At 72.9% G+C, this 21,680-nt stretch carries 23 protein-coding genes; 20 read left to right on the top strand and 3 right to left on the bottom strand.

Annotated features, from left to right (window positions below; genetic code table 11):
• The first annotated feature begins 40 nt into the window (after positions 1–40).
• From ABD385_RS14815 to ABD385_RS14800, 4 genes are all read left to right on the top strand, one after another.
• Positions 41–808 (top strand): IclR family transcriptional regulator, encoded by a 768-nt coding sequence (locus tag ABD385_RS14815; protein ID WP_344575651.1) that lies wholly within the window; start codon positions 41–43, stop codon positions 806–808.
• A 20-nt stretch (positions 809–828) separates the two neighbouring features.
• A complete protein-coding gene (locus tag ABD385_RS14810) occupies positions 829–1,239 on the top strand; it encodes a RidA family protein (RefSeq protein WP_344575650.1) in 411 nt (136 codons plus the stop codon).
• A gap of 142 nt (positions 1,240–1,381) precedes the next feature.
• Positions 1,382–2,857: a GntP family permease gene (locus ABD385_RS14805; protein WP_344575649.1), complete on the top strand. Its 1,476-nt coding sequence runs from the start codon at positions 1,382–1,384 to the stop codon at positions 2,855–2,857.
• A 264-nt stretch (positions 2,858–3,121) separates the two neighbouring features.
• Positions 3,122–4,003 carry a S1 family peptidase gene (locus ABD385_RS14800; protein WP_344575648.1) on the top strand — a complete coding sequence of 294 codons (882 nt, stop codon included), beginning with the start codon at positions 3,122–3,124 and terminating at the stop codon, positions 4,001–4,003.
• A gap of 89 nt (positions 4,004–4,092) precedes the next feature.
• Here ABD385_RS14800 and ABD385_RS14795 read toward each other — a convergent pair whose 3' ends face one another.
• Complete coding sequence (locus ABD385_RS14795) at positions 4,093–5,076, bottom strand: chitinase (RefSeq protein ID WP_344575701.1); 984 nt, start codon at positions 5,074–5,076, stop codon at positions 4,093–4,095.
• Positions 5,077–5,482: 406 nt separating this feature from the next.
• Here ABD385_RS14795 and ABD385_RS14790 point away from each other — a divergent pair, with 406 nt between their 5' ends.
• The 14 genes from ABD385_RS14790 (at position 5,483) to ABD385_RS14725 (ending at position 18,048) form a co-directional block, all read left to right on the top strand.
• On the top strand, positions 5,483–7,087 hold the full coding sequence (locus ABD385_RS14790) for a hypothetical protein (RefSeq protein ID WP_344575647.1): 1,605 nt from the start codon (positions 5,483–5,485) through the stop codon (positions 7,085–7,087).
• Between the two features lie 75 nt (positions 7,088–7,162).
• Positions 7,163–7,882, top strand: coding sequence for a Flp pilus assembly protein CpaB (gene cpaB, locus ABD385_RS14785; protein ID WP_344575646.1), 720 nt, complete (start codon positions 7,163–7,165; stop codon positions 7,880–7,882).
• Between the two features lie 13 nt (positions 7,883–7,895).
• Positions 7,896–9,335: a CpaE/TadZ family protein gene (locus ABD385_RS14780; RefSeq protein WP_344575645.1), complete on the top strand. Its 1,440-nt coding sequence runs from the start codon at positions 7,896–7,898 to the stop codon at positions 9,333–9,335.
• 3 nt (positions 9,336–9,338) lie between these two features.
• Complete coding sequence (locus tag ABD385_RS14775) at positions 9,339–9,761, top strand: TadE/TadG family type IV pilus assembly protein (protein ID WP_344575644.1); 423 nt, start codon at positions 9,339–9,341, stop codon at positions 9,759–9,761.
• Complete coding sequence (locus ABD385_RS14770) at positions 9,758–10,210, top strand: TadE/TadG family type IV pilus assembly protein (RefSeq protein ID WP_344575643.1); 453 nt, start codon at positions 9,758–9,760, stop codon at positions 10,208–10,210. The genes ABD385_RS14775 and ABD385_RS14770 overlap by 4 nt, the downstream gene beginning before the upstream one ends.
• Positions 10,207–11,547, top strand: coding sequence for a TadA family conjugal transfer-associated ATPase (locus tag ABD385_RS14765; RefSeq protein ID WP_344575642.1), 1,341 nt, complete (start codon positions 10,207–10,209; stop codon positions 11,545–11,547). The genes ABD385_RS14770 and ABD385_RS14765 overlap by 4 nt, the downstream gene beginning before the upstream one ends.
• A complete protein-coding gene (locus tag ABD385_RS14760) occupies positions 11,544–12,491 on the top strand; it encodes a type II secretion system F family protein (protein ID WP_344575641.1) in 948 nt (315 codons plus the stop codon). Before ABD385_RS14765 ends, ABD385_RS14760 begins: the two co-directional genes overlap by 4 nt.
• Positions 12,492–12,520: 29 nt before the next feature.
• Positions 12,521–13,414 (top strand): DUF5936 domain-containing protein, encoded by an 894-nt coding sequence (locus tag ABD385_RS14755; RefSeq protein ID WP_344575640.1) that lies wholly within the window; start codon positions 12,521–12,523, stop codon positions 13,412–13,414.
• Between the two features lie 436 nt (positions 13,415–13,850).
• Positions 13,851–14,015 carry a hypothetical protein gene (locus ABD385_RS14750; protein WP_016573405.1) on the top strand — a complete coding sequence of 55 codons (165 nt, stop codon included), beginning with the start codon at positions 13,851–13,853 and terminating at the stop codon, positions 14,013–14,015.
• Positions 14,016–14,032: 17 nt separating this feature from the next.
• Positions 14,033–14,710 carry a pilus assembly protein TadG-related protein gene (locus ABD385_RS14745; RefSeq protein WP_344575639.1) on the top strand — a complete coding sequence of 226 codons (678 nt, stop codon included), beginning with the start codon at positions 14,033–14,035 and terminating at the stop codon, positions 14,708–14,710.
• A gap of 99 nt (positions 14,711–14,809) precedes the next feature.
• The gene (locus ABD385_RS14740) at positions 14,810–15,400 is read left to right on the top strand and encodes a hypothetical protein (RefSeq protein WP_344575638.1); all 591 of its coding nucleotides are present in this window, start codon (positions 14,810–14,812) and stop codon (positions 15,398–15,400) included.
• 8 nt (positions 15,401–15,408) lie between these two features.
• The gene (locus ABD385_RS14735; RefSeq protein ID WP_344575637.1) at positions 15,409–16,011 is read left to right on the top strand and encodes an OmpA family protein; all 603 of its coding nucleotides are present in this window, start codon (positions 15,409–15,411) and stop codon (positions 16,009–16,011) included.
• Between the two features lie 64 nt (positions 16,012–16,075).
• Positions 16,076–16,660: a TetR/AcrR family transcriptional regulator gene (locus ABD385_RS14730; RefSeq protein ID WP_344575636.1), complete on the top strand. Its 585-nt coding sequence runs from the start codon at positions 16,076–16,078 to the stop codon at positions 16,658–16,660.
• A gap of 167 nt (positions 16,661–16,827) precedes the next feature.
• On the top strand, positions 16,828–18,048 hold the full coding sequence (locus tag ABD385_RS14725) for a Cmx/CmrA family chloramphenicol efflux MFS transporter (RefSeq protein WP_344575635.1): 1,221 nt from the start codon (positions 16,828–16,830) through the stop codon (positions 18,046–18,048).
• Between the two features lie 34 nt (positions 18,049–18,082).
• Here the strand turns inward: ABD385_RS14725 and ABD385_RS14720 are convergent, their stop codons facing one another.
• Positions 18,083–18,433, bottom strand: a complete 351-nt coding sequence (locus tag ABD385_RS14720) for a DUF192 domain-containing protein (RefSeq protein ID WP_344575634.1) — start codon at positions 18,431–18,433, stop codon at positions 18,083–18,085.
• A gap of 40 nt (positions 18,434–18,473) precedes the next feature.
• Between ABD385_RS14720 and ABD385_RS14715 the strand changes: the two genes are divergently transcribed.
• Positions 18,474–19,211 carry a prepilin peptidase gene (locus ABD385_RS14715; protein ID WP_344575633.1) on the top strand — a complete coding sequence of 246 codons (738 nt, stop codon included), beginning with the start codon at positions 18,474–18,476 and terminating at the stop codon, positions 19,209–19,211.
• Between the two features lie 225 nt (positions 19,212–19,436).
• On the opposite strand, the gene mgrA is transcribed toward ABD385_RS14715, so the two are convergent.
• Entirely contained in the window at positions 19,437–20,471 is a 1,035-nt protein-coding gene (gene mgrA, locus ABD385_RS14710; RefSeq protein ID WP_344575632.1) for an L-glyceraldehyde 3-phosphate reductase, read from the bottom strand.
• Between the two features lie 140 nt (positions 20,472–20,611).
• Between mgrA and ABD385_RS14705 the strand changes: the two genes are divergently transcribed.
• Positions 20,612–21,391: an isoprenyl transferase gene (locus tag ABD385_RS14705; protein ID WP_344575699.1), complete on the top strand. Its 780-nt coding sequence runs from the start codon at positions 20,612–20,614 to the stop codon at positions 21,389–21,391.
• The last annotated feature ends 289 nt before the right edge of the window (positions 21,392–21,680 follow it).

The following is a 21,680-nucleotide window of genomic DNA, read 5'->3' as shown; positions in this document are numbered from 1 at the left end:
CCCCCGGCGGGGGCGGGTCGCAGCGGAGCGGGGCCCGAGCATGAGCCAGACCGTCGACCGCGCGCTGAGCATCCTGCCGCTGCTCGCCGAGGGCCCCGCCGACCTGGGACGGGTCGCCGACCGGCTCGGCGTGCACAAGTCCACCGCCCTGCGGCTGCTGCGCACCCTCCACGAGCACGGCCTCGTCTACCGCCAACCCGACCAGCGCTACCGCCTCGGCGCCCGGCTCTTCGCCCTCGCCCAGGAGGCCGTGGAGAACCTCGACGTGCGGGACATCGCCCACCCCCACCTCGTCGCGCTCAACGAGCAGTGCGGCCACACCGTCCACCTCGCCGTCTACGAGGAGAACGAGGTCCTCTACATCGACAAGGTCGAGAGCCGCTACCCCGTCCGGATGTACTCCCGGATCGGCAAGCCGGTCGCGATCACCGTCGCCGCGGTCGCCAAGCTGCTCCTGGCCGACCTGCCCGAGGTCGAGCGTCGCACCGTCGCGGAGAAGCTCGACTACCCCCGCTACACGTCCCGTTCGACCACCGACGCCGCGGCCTTCCTGGCCGAACTGGCCACGGTGCGCGAACAGGGCTGGGCCACCGACCTCGGTGGCCACGAGGAGTCCATCAACTGCGTCGGCGCCCCCATCCGGGGCGCGGACGGACGGGTGGCGGCCGCCATGTCGGTCTCCGCACCCAACGTCGTCGTCAGCGCGGAGGAACTCCTCGGCCTGCTCCCGCTGGTGCGCCGCACCGCCGACGCCGTCAGCCGGGAGTACTCCGGCACCACAAGCCCCGGCCACAAGCCGGCCCCGTGAAGCACGTCTGAAGGACACACATGAGCGAGAAGACCGCCCTCACCCCGGCCACCCACACCACCCCGCCCGCGAAGTTCTCGCACGGCGTCAAGAAGGGCAACATCCTCCAGGTCGCCGGCCAGGTCGGCTTCCTGCCCGCCGTCGCGGGCCAGCCCCCGACGCCGGCCGGCCCGACGCTGCGCGAGCAGACCCTCCAGACCTTCGCCAACGTCAAGGCGATCCTCGAAGAGGGCGGCGCCACCTGGGACGACGTGATGATGATGCGCGTCTACCTCACGGACGTGGACCACTTCGCCGAGATGAACGAGATCTACAACGCCTACTTCGAGGAGCAGGAGCTGACGGCTCCGCCGGCCGCCCGGACCACCGTCTACGTGGGCCTGCCCAAGGGCCTGCTCATCGAGATCGACGCGCTCGCCGTCCTGAGCTGAGGCACCAACCCCCTTGCACCGCCCGCCGTTAGCGCACCGCCGCGCGCACCGCTCGCCGCACGGCACGGCACCCCGTAACGCCGGGGTGCCGTGCCGCGGTCCCCCCTGCCTGGACACACCCGGCCTGACAACGGAGTCACCCATGGTCCTCGCTGCCGCGACCCCCGCCCCGCCCGCACCACCCCACACCGGTGGACTGCTGGCCCTGATACCGGGCACGCCCGGCCTGTTGACCGTCGCCGTCCTCGGCATCGTCCTGCTGCTCTTCCTGATCATGAAGGTCAGGCTCCAGCCCTTCGTCGCCCTGCTCGGCGTCTCCGTCGCGGTGGGCCTGGCCGCCGGCCTCTCCGTCACCGAACTCTTCGGCACGGTCCAGAAGTCCGACGCGGTCTCCATGATCGAGACCGGCATGGGCGGCATCCTCGGCCACGTCGCCATCATCATCGGCCTGGGCACCATGCTCGGCGCGATCCTCGAAGTGTCGGGCGGCGCCGAGGTGTTGAGTGCCCGGTTGCTGGCCCTCTTCGGCGAGCGGCGCGCCCCGCTGGCGATGGGCCTGACCGGCCTGATCTTCGGCATCCCGGTCTTCTTCGACGTCGGCATCTTCGTCCTGGCGCCGTTGGTCTACGCCGCTGCCAAGAGGAGCGGCAAGTCGGTCGTGCTCTACGCCATGCCGCTGCTGGCCGGACTGTCCATGACGCACGCGTTCCTGCCGCCGCACCCCGGACCGGTGGCCGCGGCCGGCCTGTTCAAGGTGGACCTGGGCTGGGTCATCCTGATGGGCGTGGTGTGCGGGGTGCCCGCGGTGCTCGCGGCCTGGGGGTACGCCGCGTGGATCGGCAAGCGGCTGTTCGTGCCCGTCCCGCAGGACATGGCCGAGGCCGCCGAGGAGGCGCGGGCCGCGGTCGCCGCCGAACAGGCGGCCTCGGGCGGCACCCCGCGGGAGCGGCCGGTCGCGCTGGCCACCGTCCTCGCCATCATCGGCACCCCGCTGGTGCTGATCCTGCTGGCGACCTTCTCCTCCATCGCGCTGGCCCCGTCCACCGGCCGCTCGGTGATCGAGTTCTTCGGCCACCCCTTCGTCGCCCTGACGATCGCCCTGCTGCTGGCGTACTACCTGCTGGGCGTGCGGCGCGGCTGGTCCCGCAAGTCCCTGGAGACGGTGTCCACTTCGTCCCTCAAGCCGGTCGGCAACATCCTGCTGGTCGTCGGCGCCGGCGGGATCTTCGGTGCGGTACTCAAGGGCAGCGGGGTGGCCACGGCGCTGTCGGACACCTTCCACCACGTCGGGCTGCCGGTGATCGTGCTGGCCTACCTGCTCTCGTTGGTGCTGCGGGTGGCCCAGGGGTCGGCGACGGTGGCGATCGTGACCACCGCCGGCATCGTGCTGCCGCTGGTCGAGGCACAGGGGCTCTCCCAGGCCCACCTGGCGCTGGTCATCATGGCGATCTCGGCCGGCTCGATCTTCGCCTCGCACGTGAACGACGGCGGGTTCTGGATGGTCAGCAAGTACTTCGGGATCTCCGAGCGGGACACGTTGAAGTCCTGGACGGTGCTGGAATCGGTGCTCTCGCTGGCCGGGTTCGCGGTGGCGGCCGTGGTGAGCCTGCTCGTCTAGGGAGCGGCCGGGGACGGCGGGGCGGTGCTCCGGAGCGCGACGCGCTGCTCCGAGGGCGCCGCCCCGCCGAGGTGGTCGAGGGGGTGTCGTGGGGTAGGGAATCCCGGTGTCCGCTCCTGGGGCGCGGCGTGGGCCGGTCACCGATTTCCGGAAAATCCTTGCCGCGCGGTCCCCGTCAGCGAACAATGCGCATGACAAATTCGGAGGCGGCGGACGGAAACTGACGCCGCGGAACTCCGGACACACAGTTGAGAGGACCCCCACATGTCTCGACCTCTCGTCGGCACCCTGGCCACCGCCGTCATGGGAGCCGCCGCCCTGGTGACCGCCGCCAGCCCGGCGGGCGCCGCCCCGGCCGGCGCCCCCGCGCACCACAAGCCGAAGCCCCCGCACACCAAGGCCGTCGACTTCGCCGGCACGGTGGCACTGGACGACTGCTCCGGATCGATCGTCAAGATGCCCGCCTCGCAGCCGAACGACCCCGCGCTGGTCATGACCAACGGGCACTGCCTGGAGAGCGGGATGCCCGACCCGGGCCAGGTGATAGTCGACCAGCCCTCCAGTCGCAGCTTCACCGTCCTGGACAAGTCCGCCGGCGACCTCGGCACGCTCCAGGCCACCAAGATCGTCTACGCGACGATGACCGACACCGATGTGACGCTCTATCAGACCGGCTCGACCTACGCGCAGATCGAGCAGAAGTACGGCATCAAGCCGCTGGAGCTGTCCACCGACCATCCCGCCAAGGGCGCCGGGATCACCGTCGTCTCCGGCTACTGGAAGAAGACCTACACCTGTAGCGTCGACGGCTTCGTGCCCACCCTGAAGGAGGGCGGCTGGTCCTGGAAGGACTCGGTCCGCTACACCCCGGAGTGCAAGACGATCGGCGGGACCTCCGGCTCCCCGGTGGTCGACAACGCCACCGGCAAGGTCACCGCCATCAACAACACGGGCAACGAGAACGGTGAGCGCTGCACCGAGAACAACCCGTGCGAGGTGGACGAGAACGGCAACGTCACCGTCCACAAGGGCATCAACTACGCCGAGGAGACCTACTTCATCCCCAAGTGCTTCGGCGCCGGCAACAAGCTGGACCTGAACGGCTCGGGCTGCACCCTGCCCAAGCCGTCGGCCGTCCGGCACTGACCCGCACGACGCGGAACCGGGCCCCGCGCGCCTCGTGCGCGGGGCCCGGCCCTTTTTTTGGGGGGTGGCGTCTAACGGGAGGGCGCCGGCTACGGCAGTTGGTGGACGTGGCCGCCCACCTGGCTCGCGAAGGCACCGCCGTTCGCGGCGTCCCAGTTCGTCGACCAGGTCATCGCGCCCCGCAGCCCCGGATACGTCTTGGCGGGCTTGAACGAACCGCAGTTGGTGCCCGCGGTGAGGCAGTCCAGCGCCGCGTTGACCACGGACGGGTCGACGTACCCGCCGCCCGCCGCGCTCGGGGAGGCCGGCAGGCCCAGGCCGACCTGGGAGGGGTCCAGGCCGCCCTCCAACTGGGTGCAGGCGAGCGAGGTGAGGAAGTCCACCGTGCCCTGGGAGTAGACCTTGCCGTCACAGCCGTTCATCGCACCGCTGTTGTAGAACTGCGTGTTGACGACGGTGAGGAAGTCCTTGATGCCCAGTGCCGTCTTGAAGTACTCGTTCTGCGGCGACAGCATGTCGATGGTCTGCGGGGCCATCGTCACCACGACATTGGGGTGCTTGGCGTGCACGGCCTTCAGTGCCTCGGTCATGTAGGTGGAGTTGAGGCCGTTCTCCAGGTCGATGTCGACGCCGTCGAAGCCGTACTGGTCCATCAGGCCGTTGATCGAATCGGCGAAGTTCTGCGCGGACGTGCCGTCGTTGACCGCCACCGCGCCCTTCTCGCCGCCGACCGAGAGCACCACCGACTTGCCGGCCGCCTGCTTGGCCTTGACGTCCGCCGTGAAGTCGGCCGCCGAGCCGTAGCCGAGGGCCGGATCGAGGGTGAAGGTGACGGCGCCCGGCGCTCCGGTCGCGTCGGCGAAGGCCACCGCGATGATGTCGTAGGCGTCGTCGACGTCCTTCAACTTCTGCACCGTGGCACCGTTGTTGAAGTTCTGCCAGTACCCCGTCAGGGCGTGCGGGGGGACGGCCGCGGTGCGGGCCGTCGGGCCGACCGCCCCGGCGGTGCCGGCCGGGCCGGCCGCGACCAGGCCGGCCGAGGTCAACACGGCGGCGGCCACCCCGGCCAGCAGCCGTCCGCGGGCGTGCCGCGAGCGCGCCGCCCGGGTCGTGCGTGCCCTGACCGTCGTCCTCGTCGTACCTGTTTCTCCGTGTGCGCGAACCACGACTGCCTCCGTGTGGGGGGTGGTTGGGGGAGTGGTGCCGTGTGCGCTCAGGGCCCCTGGGCGTGTCGTACAAGGTGGTCCAGACCAATAAACGGTGTCAAGGGTCTGGTCGGAAGCCGGTGTTCCGATGGTCGCCGCTTGAGGGGTATGCGGGGTTTCCCTGTGGACCAACGGGCAAGACGAGTAGCCCAGAACGTGTTCTCCGGGACGTATCTCTGTGGATAAAGTGCAGAGCGTATGGCGCCGATGGCGCAGAGCTGTGCCGATCCGCGGTCCCGGGAGCCCCGGAGGCCGGAAGGAGTGGGGGAGCGACGTGCCGACCGCGATTGCAGTCACCAGCCCGGACCTCGCGCTGCCCGCGACGGATCGCCAGACCCCCGCCGCGGTCGTGCTGAGCGCTCCGCACCTGACGCCGCTGGACGAGGCGTTGGCTCAGACCAGCGCGGTCCTCGAACACCACGGCCACCTCATCGTGCTGTACTCCACCGCCTGCCCGCCGGAGCACGTCCGCCGGCTGCACACCCTGCGCTCCGTCCTGGAGAGCGACCGGATCGCGATCCTGCCCAGCGCCCTGCCGCCGCTCGGCGTCGCCGTACTCGCCCGACAGCTACGGCAGTTGTCGACGTGCGGCTTCAGCCCCGGCGTGCTGGCCTGCGCCGCCCGGCTGCTCGCGCACTACGTCCACGCCGGGGCCCTGCTGGGCAGCGTCAGCGGATTGGACCGGGTCGAGGTGGACCTGCGCTCCCACATGAAGTCCTGGCTGCCCGGCGTGCACTTCGCGGTCCTCGCCACCCCGCAGCCCCAACTGCTCCACCTCGACCGGAACAGCACCCGGGCCGGCCTGCGCCCGCCCGGCTTCGCCACCCAACTCGCGGTCGCCCGCGGCCAGCTCAGTGCCGACTGGGTGACCTCCGCGCTGGCCCCGGCCTGGCAGGTGCAGGGCGTCTACGAGGCGCACCTGCCCTCCGAGTCCGCCCGTTGGTGGGGCACCCAGAAGCTGATCGAGTTCGCCGCCGCCATCCCCGATCCGGCGCTGCTGAGCCGTCTCGTGGCCTCCGTCCGGCGCGAGGAGTGCGGCTGGTGCGGCCAGGAAGTCATCGGCGACCGCTGCGCGTTCTGCGCGGCGCCGCTGGCCCGGGACCGGGCGAGCGGCGGCTCGGCCGGACGGGAACCCGCCGCCATAGCCGGGGCGCCGGCCGCGGTCGCCGTGCCCGCGCCCGCCCTGGAGCCGCCCCCCGCCGCACCCGCGCCCGAGGACGACTCGGCCGGGTCGCCGCTGCGGCAGCGCGGGCTGTCCCCCGTGGCGCCCGCCGGCGTCCCCGGGGTGGTCGGCATCAACGGCGTGCCGGCACCGGGACCGGCGGACGCCGCCCGCGGTACGGATGTCGCCCGCGGTACGGATGCCACCCGCGGTACGGATGCCACCCGCGGCATCGAGGCCCCGCGCGCCGCCGACGCCCCGCACGTCACTGACGTCCCGCATGTCACCGACGTGCCGTACGCCGCGGACTCCCCGCACGTGGCCAACTCCCCGCACCTGGCCAACTCCCCGCGCGTCACCGGAACTCCGCACGGCGTCGGCAGCCCGCCGGAGACAGGTGCCCCCGGAAGCGCTGGCGTCCCTCGCGCCATGGGCGCCCCGCCCGCCACGGGCACCCCGCCCGTCACCGGCGCGCCCTTCGGCACCGGACTTCCCAGTGGTGCGGTCGGCCCCGGACTCACCGGCGTCCGCGGCGGCGCCCCCGGCGGCCGCGGTCAACTCGACGTCCGCGGACCGGACGTGATGGGCGCGGGCCAGCGGCCGCTCGGCCCCCCGACCGCCGGGCCGCGCGGCCTGCCCGGCCACCCGGACTACCCCGGCCACCCCGACCTCCGCACCCTCCCCGGCGGCGCGCGGACGGTGGCCCACGTGCGCTGAACCGCCCCCGTACCGCGTCCCGCCGCCGTCCACCGCCCGCCCTGACCGCCCCGTCCCGATCGAGGTCCCGCGCCCATGAACTCACGCCAGCGCCGCGGAGTGATCCTGCTGCTCCTGTCCGTCCTCTGTGCGGTCGGCGCCTTCATCGGCGTGCTGTCGGTGATCCACAACGTGGAGTCCAAGGTCGGATCGGAACGCACGGCCTACCGGCTCAAAACGGATGTCGCGGCCTATAGAACGCTGGATCCGGGGCAGTTCGAAGAGGTGAGGATCCCGCAGCGCTGGCTGCCGCCCACCGCCGTCACCGACCTGGACAAGGTCAGCGGCAAGATCGCGGTGACCCCGCTCAAGAAGGGCTCGCTGCTCCAGGACGACATGATCGTCGACCGGCCGGCGCTCCAGCCGGGACAGCAGGAGATCGCCATCATGATCGACGCGGCGACCGGCGTGGCCGGCAAGATCAACCCCGGTTCGCGGGTCAACATCTTCGCCACCTTCGACGGCCGGCGCCCCGAGGACAAGCCGGTCTCCAAGGTCATCGTCGCCGGCGCCCAGGTCATCGACGTCGGCAAGCTCTCCCCCCTGGAGGCCAAGGACCCCGGCAGCGCCGGCGCCACCAGCCGCCAGCCCGGCCAGGCCGTCCCGATCACCTTCGCGCTCGACACCCAGGACGCCCAACGGGTCGCCTACGCCGAGTCGTTCGCCTCCCACGTGCGGCTCGCCCTGCTCGCCCCCGGCACCCAGGCCACCATCCCGCCCGGCGAGCGCACCTACACCCTCGACGGCGACAAGTGACCAGGAGGCCCAGGTGACCATCCGCATCCTCCCGGCCGTCGGCGACCCGGACGCCGCCCGGGCCCTGGCGGCCCTGCTCGACCAGATGCCGGACGCCGAACCGGCGCCCGCCGTCCCCGACGGGCCCGCGCTGCTCAACGCGCTGGCCGGGGCCGCCGGACAGGCCGGCGCGGCGTCGTCGGCGCCCGCCGGCGGCCCCGCCGGCCCGGTGGCCGTCCAGGCGCTCCCCGAGGTCGTCCTGGTCCACGAGGGCATCGGTCCCGGCCCGGCCCTGGAGCTGATCCGGGAGGTCGCGCTCCGGTTCCCCGCCGTCGGCGTCGTCCTGATCACCGCCGACGCCGGGCCCGCCCTGTTCTCCGCCGCGATGGACGCCGGCGCCCGGGGCATCGTCGCCCTCCCGTTGGGCTACGACGAACTGGTCGCCCGGGTGCAGGCCGCCGCCCAGTGGGCGGCCGGGGTCCGCGTCCACCTCGGGGGCAACCCGGACGCGCCGCCCGCACCGACCGGCACCCTGGTCACCGTCACCGGCGCCAAGGGCGGCGTCGGCACCACCGTCACCGCCGTCCACCTGGCCCTCGCCGCCCGGGCCGCCGGCCGCCGGGTCGCGCTGGTCGACCTCGACCTGCAGTCCGGCGACCTCGGCTCCTACCTGGACGTGCAGTTCCGCCGCTCGGTGGTGGACCTCGCCGGCATCCAGGACATCTCCGCCCGGGTCCTGAAGGAGGCGGTGCACGCCCACCACACCGGACTCGGACTGCTGCTCGCCCCCGAGGAGGGCGAACGCGGCGAGGAGGTCGACGACCGCGCCGCCCGCCAGATCGTCACCGCCCTGCGCGGCCGCTACGACGTGGTGATCGCGGACTGCGGCTCCCAGATGCAGTCCGCCAACGCCGCCGCCGTCGAACTCGCCGACACCGCCCTGCTGGTGATCACCCCCGACGTGGTCTGCGTGCGCGCCGCCAAGCGGCAGGTGCGCCTGTGGGACCGGCTCCGGATCCGCAAGGCGGAGGACACCACCACCGTCGTCAACCGCCTCACCCGCCACACCGAGATCCAGCCGCCGCTGGTCGCCAAGGCCACCGGCACCCACGTCGCCCGGACCCCGGTGCCGGCCGCCTTCAAGGAGCTCCAGCCCTGCGTCGACGCGGGCCGGCTCCAGGACCTCGACGCCCGCTCCACGGTCCGCGCGGCGCTGTGGGAACTCGCCGCCGAACTCGGCCTGACCGGCGCCGCGACCGCCCCGCCGGGCCGCGGCGGCCACCGCAACCGCCCCACGCTGACCGGACGCAAGCGCAAGGCCCTCCCGCTCGGCACGGCGGCCCCGGCCGGACCGGGCCCGGGCGCGGCGCCGGGCACCGGCCCCGGCGGCCCGTTCGGCGCCCGGCGCGGCAACGCGACGGGCCCCGGCGGCGCCGGCCCGTTCGACCCGCCCGGCCCCTACGAGGAGGGCTGAGCGATGCGGCGTCCCGCAGGGACCGGCCGGTCGCCGGACGAGCGCGGTCGAGGCCGCGCCGACGACCGCGGCCAGGTCGCGGTCGAGTTCCTCGGACTGCTCCCGCTGATCCTCGTCGTCCTCGTCCTGCTGTGGCAGTGCGCGCTCACCGGGTACACCTACGCCCTGGCCGCGCACGCCGCCGACCGGGGCGCGCGGGCCGCCACCGCCCTGGAGGACGGTGGCGGCGGTGCCTGCCGCGCCGCCGTCACCCACCAACTCCCGCACGCCTGGCTGGGCGGCGCCAGCACCAGTTGCACCACCGAGGCCGGCCTGTGGAAGGCCACGGTCCGGATCAAGGTCCCGGTGCTCTTCCCCGGCGCCGGCGACTTCCCGTGGACGGTCACCGGCACCGCCGGCGCCGCCAAGGAGGCACGCGACGGATGACCCACCGGCCCCCCACCCCCGCCCGGCGCGGCCGGCGCGCCCGCGACCGCGGCTCCGCCTCCCTGGAGTTCCTCGGCATCCTCCCGCTGCTGCTCGTCGTCGCGCTCGCCGCCGTCCAACTGGGCCTGGCCGCCTACGCCGTCCAACAGGCCGGCACCGCCGCCCGCGCCGCGGCCCGCACCGCCTCGATGGACCACGCCGACCAGGAGACCGACCCGCAGAGTGCCGGCCGGGCCGCGATCAGCGGCTGGGTCGCCGAGCACGCCGCGATCACCGTCGGCGGCTCCGGCGACAGCGTCAGCGCCACCGTGACCGTGCGGATCCCCTCGATCGTCCCCGGCGCGGACTTCGGCTCCGCGCGCCGCAGCGCCACCATGCCCCGCCCCGAAGCAGCGCCGGGAGCGTCGGCGCACGCTTCGCGCACGACGACAGGAGCGCCCCCGCGATGAGCCTCAAAGCCAGGATCGTCGCCCCCGAACCGGCCGGTGAGGAGCACCAGGACGGCCATCTGGTGGCCGTCTACCGCGCCAAACTGCTGGCGGAGATCGACCTCGCCGAGATGTCCTCGCTGACCGCCGCCGAGCGCCGCTCCCGACTGGAACGCGTCCTGGGACACATCATCAGCCGCGAGGGCCCGGTCCTGTCCACCGCGGAACGCGCCCAGCTCATCCGCCGGGTGGTCGACGAGGCGCTCGGCCTCGGCGTGCTCGAACCGCTCCTGGAGGACGCCTCGGTCACCGAGATCATGGTCAACGGCCCCGACCAGGTCTACGTCGAACGGCACGGCCGGGTGGAGCTGGTGCCGGTCCGCTTTGCCTCCCACGAGCAGCTCATGCAGACCATCGAGCGGATCGTCTCCACCGTCAACCGCCGGGTGGACGAGTCCAATCCGATGGTCGACGCCCGCCTGCCCACCGGCGAACGCGTCAACGTCATCATCCCGCCGCTGGCCCTCAACGGCGCCACCCTCACCATCCGCCGCTTCCCCCGCGCCTACACCCTCGCCGAACTCATCGGCATCGGCACCCTCGACGAACAGATGCTGATGCTGCTGGCGGGGCTGGTGCGCGCCAAGTTCAACGTGGTGGTCTCCGGCGCCACCGGAGCCGGTAAGACCACCCTGCTCAACGCCCTCTCCGGACTCATCCCGGACGGCGAGCGGATCATCACCGTCGAGGACGCCGCCGAACTCCAGCTCCAGCAGACCCACGTCATCCGGCTGGAGTCCCGCCCGCCCAACGTCGAGGGCAAGGGCCGGATCACCATCCGCGACCTGGTCCGCAACTCGCTGCGGATGCGCCCCGACCGGATCATCGTCGGCGAGGTCCGCGGCGGCGAGACCCTCGACATGCTCCAGGCGATGTCCACCGGCCACGACGGTTCGCTCGCCACCGTCCACGCCAACAGCACCGAGGACGCCCTGATGCGGCTCCAGACGCTCGCCTCCATGTCGGACGTCACCATCCCCTTCGAGGCGCTGCGCGACCAGATCAACAGCGCCGTCGACTGCCTGGTCCAACTGACCCGGCACGCCGACGGCACCCGCCGGATCAGCGAGGTCGCCCTGCTGGACTCCCGCGGCCACGACGACTACCGGCTCGTGACGGTCTGCCGCTTCGAGGCCGAACCGATGGGCGCCGACCGCGTGGTGCACGGCGCGTTCCGCTACTTCCCGCTGCCCCGCCGGGTCGCCGAACGCCTCTTCATGGCCGGCGAGCCCACCCCGCCCGCCTACGGCGTGGCGGCCACCGACGACCAACTCGCCACCCGGAAGGCCACCGCATGACCGGCGGCAGCACCCTCGCCCTGCTCGCCCTCGGCGCCACCGTGCTCTGCGGCGCGTTCGCCGTCGCCGGGGTCCGCAGCTACGCCGCCGGGCGGGCCCAGCGACAGGCCCTCGTCGACCGGCTCGACGACGCCAGCGGGCTGCCCGTGGTCGGCCGGCGCCGCCGCTTCCCGTCCGTCGACCGCACCCTGCGCACCACCCGCTTCGGCCACCGCCTGGCGCTGCGGCTGGCCGCCACCGGACTGGACCTCACCCCGGGCGAGTTCTTCGTCTACATGGTCGCCGCGGTGATCGGGCTGTGGGTGGCCGCCCAGGCCGTCCTCGCCCCGTTCTTCGGGCCGATCGCCGCGGTGATCGCCATCTGGGCGGCGTTCGCCTTCCTCAACTGGCAGCGGCAGAAACGCATCGAGAAGTTCATCAACCAACTCCCCGAACTCTCCCGGATCCTCGCCAACGCCACCCAGGCCGGCCTGGCCCTGCGCACCGCCCTGGCCATGGCCGCCGAGGAACTGGAGGCCCCCGCCGGCGAGGAGCTGGCCAAGGTCTCCGACAAGCTCGCCGTCGGCCACTCCGTCGACGACGCCCTCGGCGAGCTGGCCGAACGCCTGCCTTCCCGCGAACTGGTCGTCCTGGTCACCACGTTGGTGCTCGCCAACCGCGCCGGCGGCACCGTCATCGGCTCGCTGCGCAACCTCACCAAGACCCTGGAGGAGCGCAAGGAGACCCGCCGCGAGGTCCGCACCCAGCTCTCCCAGGTCGTGGTCACCGCCTACGTCGTACCGCTCCTGGGCATCGGCACCCTGCTGCTGATGAACCGCATCGCGCCGGGCGCCATCGACCGGATGACGTCGTCCTTCCTCGGCCAACTCGCGGTCGTGGTGGCGTTCGTCCTGTACGGGTTCGGCTTCTTCCTCATCCGCCGGCTCTCCAAGATCGACGTCTAGGCGTCCGGCAGCTGCCGAAAGAAGGACTGATGGCAATCGGAATCGTGCTGGCCCTCGCCCTGGCCCTGTCGGTCGCCGGCGTCTGCTGCGGGATCGCGCTCTACCGCCGCGAGGCCCGGCTCCCGCCCGACCTCGCGCTGTCCTTGGAGGTCGGCGCGACCCGCGCCACCGTCGTCGGCTCGGCCGTGGACCGCACCGGGATGCGCTACGCCCCGCTCGTCCTGCGGCTGATGGGCGAGAAGCGGGTGTCCCGGGTCCGCCGCCGGATCGACCTGGCCGGCAACCCGGGCGGGCTCACCGTCGACCGCTACGCCGCCCGCCGCGCGGTCTACGGAGCGCTGGGGTTCTTCGGCGCGCTGGTGATGTTCCTGAAGGGGCAACCCCTCCTGGGCGTCCTGATGGTGCTGTTCGGCCTCTTCTGGACCGAGGTGGGCATCTGGGCGGCCATCCGGCAGCGCAAGGACACCATCGAGCGCACGCTTCCGGACTTTCTCGACGTGCTGGCCGTCGTGGTGAGCGCCGGCCTGAGCTTCCGGCAGGCCCTGGACCGGGTCGCCGAGAAGTACGAAGGCCCCTGGGCCGACGAACTGAGCATCACCCTGCGCCAGATGGACATGGGCGTCAGCCGCCGCGCCGCCTTCGAGGAGCTGCGGAAACGCAACGACTCCGAGCAGGTCGCGCAGTTCGTCACCGCCCTCCAGCAGGGCGAGGAACTCGGCTCGCCGATCGTCGAGACGCTCATCCAGATCGCCAACGACATGCGCCGCACGGACGCCCAGAACGCCCGCCGACGGGCGGCCCGCGCGGTCCCCAAGGCCACCATGGTCGTCACCACGTTCATGGTTCCGGCCACGATGATCCTGCTCATCGCCGGTTTCTTCCTCGGCTCGGGCACCGACTTCGGTTCCCTGATGAACAAGTGAGCGGCCGCGTCCCTGCCCCCACGCGCGGTGCTTGCGGATGCACATCGCCGTCGCGGCCGGATGAGACCGGTCCGTGCTGTGCATTCCCGTCAAACTCTTCGCAGGCGCAACGAGTTGTGCCACAGTGGTGGCGCCGTTCGGCCGGTGCACACCGCAGTGCGCGCCACGAACGGGCCGCATGGGCAGGGAGGCCGCGACGACGGGCGGCGCTCCGGGGATTCCGGAGGGGGAGCGGGGGTGGCTGAGGTGGCGCACGCTGGCCGAAACACGATGCCCGTTCCCTCGTTGGTGGTTTCGGACGAGGGGCAGGTTCGGAACCTCTGTTCCGGGAGCGCCGTTCCGGCGTACTTTTCTCGTGTCATGCGCGCGGACGAGCGCACCACGGGGACTCACCGGCCGGACCAGAGCGGGACGGCGGCCCATGGAGGGGTGGACGATGGCGAAGCGGATCGTACGGAACGACCGGGGACAGACCTCGATCGAGTACCTCGGCATCATCGCGGTGGTCGTGGCGATCGTCCTGGTCCTGTCGACCACCGACTTCGGCAGCCAGATCGCCAACGCCATCGCCAACAAGATCTCCGACGTCGTCGGGATCTAGCGCCCGACGCTCCGCCCGTGCCGGCCACCCCCGTCACACGCCGCCACCGGCGCGACGCCGGGCAGACCCTGCCGATCTACGTCGTCGCGATCGGGGGCCTGCTCTTCCTCGCGCTCGCCTTCTTCGCCGTGGGCCAGGCGGCGGCCACCCGCAACGGCGCCCAGACCGCCGCGGACGCCGCCGCGCTCGCCGCCGGCCAGAAGTACCGCGACGACCTGCGCAAGGGCGTCCTCGACGGGCTCCGCGACGGCGGCGGTGCGATGGACCCGGCGGCCTGGGAAGGACTCCTCGCGGGCCGCGGCGTCCCCTCCGACGCGGCCTGCGAGAACGCCGGTTGGTTCGCCGGCCGCAACGACGCCGCGGTGTCGTCCTGCACGCCGGACTCCTGGCCGACGTCGTTCGCCGTCACCGTCAAGACCCGGCACGCGGTGGGCGATTCGGTGATCCCGGGCACCGGGAGCACCCACGCCGAGGCCGAGGCGAAGGCGGTCGTCGCCCCGCGCTGCACCGTCGGACCGCCCGGCCAGGGACCCACCGCCGGGCCCGCGCCGTCCCCCGGCGGCAAGGACGGCCCGGCCCCCACGCCCGCCCCCCGCACCCTCACCTGCGACGGCAAGGGCTGGACGCTCGACCCCGACCGCCCGCAGGACCTCCCCACGGCCGCCGACCTGTTCTCCGTACGCCTGGCCCGGTGACCACCGCCGTTCCCCTCCTTCCCCCCCCACCACTGCCACGGGACCGCCGCCCATGACCCTCACCGACCTCCCGACCGCACTGAGCGAAGGAACGCATCCATGAGCATTCGGCGCACCACGAAGGCCGCCAGGGGAGCGGTCGCCACGGCGAGCGCGGTCGGCCTGGCCCTCCTCGTGGCCGGCTGCGGTGGGGGCGGCGACGGCGGCGACGCGCCCGGCAAGGACGGCCGGAAACCGGCCGCCCACAGCGCCACCCCCGACGGCGGCGGCGCCGGTTCCCCCGCGGCCGACGCGGACAAGGTGATCGGCGAGATGAAGGGCCCCGACGGCGTCGTGGTCACCCTGAACTCCGCGGTCCGCGACGCCGGCGGCTTCGTCACCGTCGAGGGCACCGTCACCAACCACGGCACCCGGGCCTTCAACGCCATCGACTGGCGCTCCAACGAGACCGAGCTGAAGTCCCGTTCGTCGATCTCCGGCGCCACCCTGGTCGACAAGCTGGGCAAGAAGCGCTACCTGGTGCTCCGCGACACCAACGGCGAGTGCCTGTGCACGACGGGCCTGAGCGGACTGCTGCCGGGGCAGAGCCGGCCCATCTTCGCGCAGTTCCCGGCGCCACCCGCCAAGGTGACCGAGGTCGACTTCCAACTGCCGACGCTGCCGCCGGCCACCCTCAAGATCACCGACTGAGCCCCGCGATGACCGCCTCCCGCACGGCCCTCACGGCCACCGCCGCGCTCCTGTTGACCGTCGCCCTGACCGCCCCCGCCGCCCACGCCGACCCGCCGGGCATCACCGAGGACACCACCGCGCCGGTGCACATCGACGCCACCAACCCCAACCTGCGGATGGTCCAGGGAGCCAAGCTCGCCCCGCCCAAGGTCCTCAACATCAAGTCCATCGTGGAGACCGACGACGGCTCCGAGCGCCGGCAGGACACCAACGACAACATCACCTTCGCGCTCCAGGCCGAGGTCCTCTTCAGCAAGGACAGCGCCGAGCTGTCGACCGACGCGCTGGCCCGGATCAGCGCCATCGCCGACGAGGTCCGCAAGCAGCACGCGACCAACCTGCGGGTGTTCGGCTTCACCGACAACCTCGGCTCCGCCGCGCACGGGCTGGTCCTGTCCAAGCAGCGGGCCAACGCCGTGCAACGCGAACTCGCCGTCGACCTCGGCTCCTCGGTCACCTTCCAGATCCGCGGCTACGGCGAGCAGTACCCGATCGCCGACAACAGCACCGAGGCCGGCCGCCGCAAGAACCGCCGGGTCGAGGTGAGCTTCCCGCGCAACGGCGGATAGCCCCGGACCGCCACCCCCCGCCCCGTATTGGACCGGTCGATCCAAAAAGTGTTAGCGTTCCTCCATGGCCCGACCCAGGAAGTTCGAGGAGGAGCGGGCGGTCGACGCCGCGATGCAGGCGTTCTGGGCCGCCGGCTACGAAGCCACGTCCACCCAGGACCTGTGCGACGCCACCGGCCTGGGGCGCAGCAGCATCTACAACGCCTTCAAGAGCAAGCACGACCTCTTCGAGCGCGCCCTGGCCCGCTACATGGAGCACAAGAACGGCGAACTCGCCGCGCTCCTCGACGACGACGCCCGCACCGCCCGCCAGAGGCTCCGCGCCGTCCTCCAGCGGATCATCGACGAGGAGTTCACCCGCTACCCCGACGGCCGCGGCTGTCTCGTCGTCAACGCCGCCGTCGAGGTCTCGTCGCACGACGCCCCGGTGGCCGCGGCCCTGGAGCGGGACTACGGCGTGCGGCTGGAGATGCTCCGCGCCGTGATCGAGTCCGGCCAGCGCGACGGTGACATCGCCGCCGACCGGGACTCCCGCACCCTCGCCCACCTCCTCATCGCCGCGGTCGGCGGCCTGCGCGTGTCGGCCCGTGCCGGCGTCGACCGGCCCACCCTGGAGAGCGTCGCCGACGCGACCCTGGCGGCCTTCTAGCCCACCCCGCGGCCCGCGCCGCACCGGCCACCCACCCCCGACCGGGGCTCACCCCTGGCCACCCCCTGCCCCAGTTTTGAACTGATCAATACAAAACGGGTCCGGCGGCGCCACGGCGCCCCGCCCGCTCCACCACCCCGCCACTCCCACTCGATCGAGAAGGAACCATGCCGCTCGCCGTCCACCTCCTCGGCCTGGCGATCTTCGCCCAGGGCAGCTCCGAGTTCATGCTCTCCGGCCTCCTCCCCGACATCGCCGCCGACCTCGGCGTCTCCCTCCCCGACGCCGGCCTGCTGGTCTCCGCGTTCGCCATCGGGATGGTCCTCGGCGCCCCCGTGCTCGCCGTCGCCACCCTGCGGGTGCCGCGCCGCACCGCGCTCATCGCCTTCCAACTGGTCTTCGTCGTCGGGCACGTGGTCGGCGCCCTGGCCCCCGGGTACGGCGTCCTCTTCGCCACCCGCATCGTCAGCGCGGTCGCCTACGCCGGCTTCTGGTCGGTGGCCGCCGCGACCGCGGTGAGCCTGGTGCCGCCGCAGGCGAAGGGCCGGGCGCTCGCCGCGGTCGGCACGGGGCTCACCCTCGCCACCGTCGTGGGCGTGCCGGCCGGAACGCTCCTCAGCCAACACGCCGGCTGGCGCACGGCGTTCTGGGCCGTGGCCGGCCTCACCGTCCTCAGCGCCCTCTCCCTCCTCATCGCCCTCCCCACTCCCCGCCGCGCGCCGGCGGCCGCCCACGTTCCCTCCATGCGGCGCGAGTTGGCCGGCATGGCCCGCCCCCGGCTCTGGCTCTCCTACCTCGTCACCGCACTGACCTTCGGCGCCGGCGTGGTCACCTTCAGCTACCTCGCCCCCCTCCTGACCGACGTCACCGGACTCCCCGCCGGCTGGGTCCCCGCGGTCCTCTCCCTCTACGGCGTCGGCGGCCTGATCGGCGTCACCGTCGGGGGCCGCTTCGCCGACACCGCGCCGCTGCGCACCCTCGTCCTCGGCGTCGCGGCCCTCACCCTCGCCTCCGCCGCCCTGGCCTGCACCGCCACCCACCTGCCGAGCACCCTCGCGCTGGTCCTCGTCCTCGGCTTCACCACCTACGTGACCAACCCGGTCGTCCAGTCCCGGGTCTTCCGCCTCGCCCCCGACGCCCCCACCCTGGTGCCCGCCGTCAACACCTCGGCCTTCAACGTCGGCATCACCCTCACCCCCCTGCTCGGCGGCCTCACCATCGACGCCGGCCTCGGCCTCTCCTCCGTCGCCTGGGTCGGCGCCGCCACCGGCCTGCTCGCCCTCGCCGCCACGGTCTGGGCCGCCACCCTCCGCGACCGACCCACCCCCACCCCCGCAGCCGTCCCCACCCGCGTCCCGGCAGCCGCCACCGCCCCCACGGACGGCTGAGTCCGCGCCCCGCCCCGGTGCGGGTGCGGCTCCTTCACCGCACCCGCACCCGGACCACCGCCCCGCGGCGCACGCCCCACCGGGCCAACTCCCCGGCCTCCGCCTCCAGTACGTGCCGGGCCCGCAGCCGCGGCCGCCCCAGCCGCCCCGGCCGCATGGTGCGGACGTCCAGCACGGTGAAGTCCCGGCCCAGGTAGGCGACATCGATCGCGAACCGCATCCCGAACGTGTGCACCCCGCTCGCCGGCGTCAGCAACAACGCCCCCACGATCCCGTCCCGGCCCAACAGCCCCCGGGTCCGCGCCCGGTGGGACGCCGCGACCTCCACCGGAACCTCGACCTCGGCGCCCTCCAGGACGCCCCGCCCATCCGCCCAACTCCCCATGCCCGCCGTTGTATCAACCACCGCGTTCTAGGGTCGAGACGTGTCCGTCACGCTGATCGCCCTCGCCGCCGCCTACGGGGCCGCCGCCGGCCTGTTCCTGCCGCGGCCCGCGCACCGGTTCGCCGTGCCGCCCGAGGAGGAGTGGCGCGCGCACTGCCCCGACGGCCACCCGCTCACCGGACCGGCCCGCGGCTGGCTGGGCCGCGCCCACTGCCCACCCTGCAAGGCGTCCTACGGACCGGCCCCCCGGCCGACCGCAACGGCCACCGCACTGGCCTGCGCGGCGCTGGCCGCCGCCACCGGGGCCCGTCCGGAACTCGCCGTCTGGCTGCTCGCGACCCCCGTGGCGGTGCTCCTGACCCTCGTCGACCGGCGGGTGCAGCGCCTCCCCGACGCCCTGACCCTGCCCCTGGCCGGCGGCACCGCGGCGGCCCTCGGCGCCGTCGGCTGGCTCACCGGCGAACCGGCCCCCGCCCTGCGCGCCCTCCTCGCCGGCCCGGCCCTCGCCGGCTGCTACCTCCTGCTGTCCCTCCTCAACCCCTCGGGCCTCGGGCTCGGGGACGTCAAGCTGGCGCTCGGCCTCGGGGTAGCCCTTGGGTGGTACGGCTGGCCCACCCTGGTCACCGGGGGCGCGGCCGGGGTGCTGCTCGCCGCGCTCTACGCCACGTACCTGCTGGTGACGCGCCGCGCGGACCGCAAGGCGACCATGCCACTGGGCCCGTTCATGATCGTCGGGGCCCTCTGCGGCCTGCTGCTGGGCGCCACCGCACCCCCCTGACCCCGCCCTCAACCGCCCCGAGCCACGCCGGTCACCCCGCGGTGCACCGAGCACTCCCCCCACGGGGTTATGGTGGAAGCCCCCCCTCGGGCCGGTCCGTATCCCCCCCACGGACCGGCCCGCTTTTTGTTCCGTCCCTGCCCCCGGCCCTGGCCGGCGGCCGTCGAAACGCCACTGACCAGCGGGAACGTCGTACGAGCCGCGCGCGGCCCGCGGGCCCTCGGCTCAGCGCCGGGCCCAGATGTTCACGCCCTCCGTGGTCTGGGCGAACGCGTCGATCTGGGCCAGCTCCGCATCGGAGAGCGCGGGGGCACCCAGCGCCGCGACATTGGCCTCCAACTGGGCCACACTGCTGGCGCCGATGAGTGCGGAGGTCATCCGCGGGTCCCGCAGCACCCAGTTCAACGCGAGCTGGGCCAGTGACTGGCCGCGCCGGGCGGCGATCTCGTTGAGCCCGCGCAGGCGGCGGACGACCTCGTCGGTGAGGAGGTTCGGGTCCAGCGACTTGCCCTGCGCGGCGCGCGAGCCCTCGGGGACGCCGTGCAGGTACTTGTCGGTGAGCATGCCCTGCGCCAGCGGGGCGAAGGAGATGCAGCCCATGTCGGCCTCGTCCAGCGCGTCCAGCAGCCCGTCGTCCTCGATCCAGCGGTTGATCATCGAGTACGAGGGCTGGTGGATCAGCGGGCGCACGCCCATCTCGCGCAGGATGCGGACCGCCTCCCGGGTCTGCTCCGCGTGGTAGGACGAGACCCCGACGTAGAGGGCCTTGCCCTGCTGGACGGCGGACGCCAGCGCGCCCATCGTCTCCTCCAGCGGGGTGTCCGGATCGAAGCGGTGCGAGTAGAAGATATCGACGTAATCCACGCCCATCCGCTTCAGCGAGGCGTCCAGCGAGGAGAGCAGGTATTTCCGGGAGCCCCATTCGCCGTAAGGGCCGGGGTGCATCAGATATCCGGCTTTTGTCGAGAGAATGATCTCGTCGCGGTAGCCGCGGAAGTCCTGCGCGAAGATCTTTCCGAAGTTCAGTTCGGCGGACCCGGGCGGCGGCCCGTAGTTGTTGGCCAGGTCGAAGTGGGTGATGCCCAGGTCGAAGGCGCGGCGCAGAATGGCCCGCTGCGAGCTGAGGGTGCGATCGTCCCCGAAGTTGTGCCAGAGTCCGAGGGAGATGGCAGGGAGTTTGAGGCCGCTGCGGCCGGTACGCCGGTACTCCATGGAGGCATAGCGTGAATCCGCGGCGCGGTAGTCGGTGCCAGTGGTCATGGTCCTCTCCCTATCACGGACTTGTGACGTACCTGATTGGGCTGTCGAGACAGCCGAGAAGTAAAGTTGCCCCCCTTAGGCGACGGGGCGATGGCCATCGGCACGGAGGGGCTGGACCACACATGCTGCGATCTTCCGGGATGCGCATCCCGTATCCGCCGGCACTGCGCGATCTCGTCTACCGGCTGTACGCCCGTCGGGTCGAGGGCCGGCTGGACCACACCCAGGTGCCCAAGCACATCGGCGTCATCCTCGACGGCAACCGGCGCTGGGCCCGGGCCGACGGGCGTACGACCGAGCAGGGCCACCTGGCCGGTGCCGCCAAGATCGACGAGCTGCTGGGCTGGTGCGCGGAGACCGACGTGGAGGTCGTCACGCTCTGGCTGCTGTCCACGGACAACCTCGACCGGCCGGCGGCCGAGCTGACCCCGTTGCTGGGGATCATCGAGAACACCGTGCGCAACCTGGCCGCGGACGGCCGCTGGCGGGTGCACCACGTCGGCAACCGCGACCTGCTGCCCGACGAGACCCAGCGGGTCCTGAAGCAGGCCGAGCAGGACACCCTCGACAACAAGGGCGTCCTGGTGAACGTCGCGATCGGCTACGGCGGCCGCCAGGAGATCGCGGACGCGGTCCGCTCGCTGCTGCTGGAGCACGCCGAGCGCGGCACGAGCTTCGAGGAGCTGGCCGAGATCGTCGACATCGACCTGATCTCGGAGCACCTCTACACCCGTGGCCAGCCCGACCCGGACCTGGTGATCCGCACCAGCGGCGAGCAGCGGCTGTCGGGCTTCATGCTCTGGCAGAGCGCGCATTCCGAGTACTACTTCTGCGAGGTCTTCTGGCCGGCGTTCCGGAAGGTCGACTTCCTGCGGGCCCTGCGCGACTACGCGGCCCGGCACCGGCGCTTCGGCTTCTAGGGGCCGCTCCCACGGACGGAACCCGGGCCGGGCGGCCTGGGTTCGCCCCCCGACAGATGGCTTTCGGCCACGCCGTGGTGTGTGATCCAGCCAACTTTGAAGGGTGCGTTCCGGTCACGGCGCGCCGCGTGGACCCCGGGCGCCACCGGGGTTCGCGCCTCGGGGGCGCGTCCTCCGCGGGCTGACGGTGCTTCTCCTGACGCCCTTTCCGGCGCCCCTCCGCCGGGAGCGCTTCCGGGCGCCCCACCTGCGCCCCGTTGCTGCTTCGCCCGCCTTTCCGCCGGTCAGC

Source organism: Streptomyces lunalinharesii (assembly GCF_039532155.1).
Taxonomy (GTDB): domain Bacteria; phylum Actinomycetota; class Actinomycetes; order Streptomycetales; family Streptomycetaceae; genus Streptomyces; species Streptomyces lunalinharesii.
The sequence above is the reverse complement of the archived record's forward strand: the minus strand, read 5'-3'. Positions and strand labels throughout refer to the sequence as shown.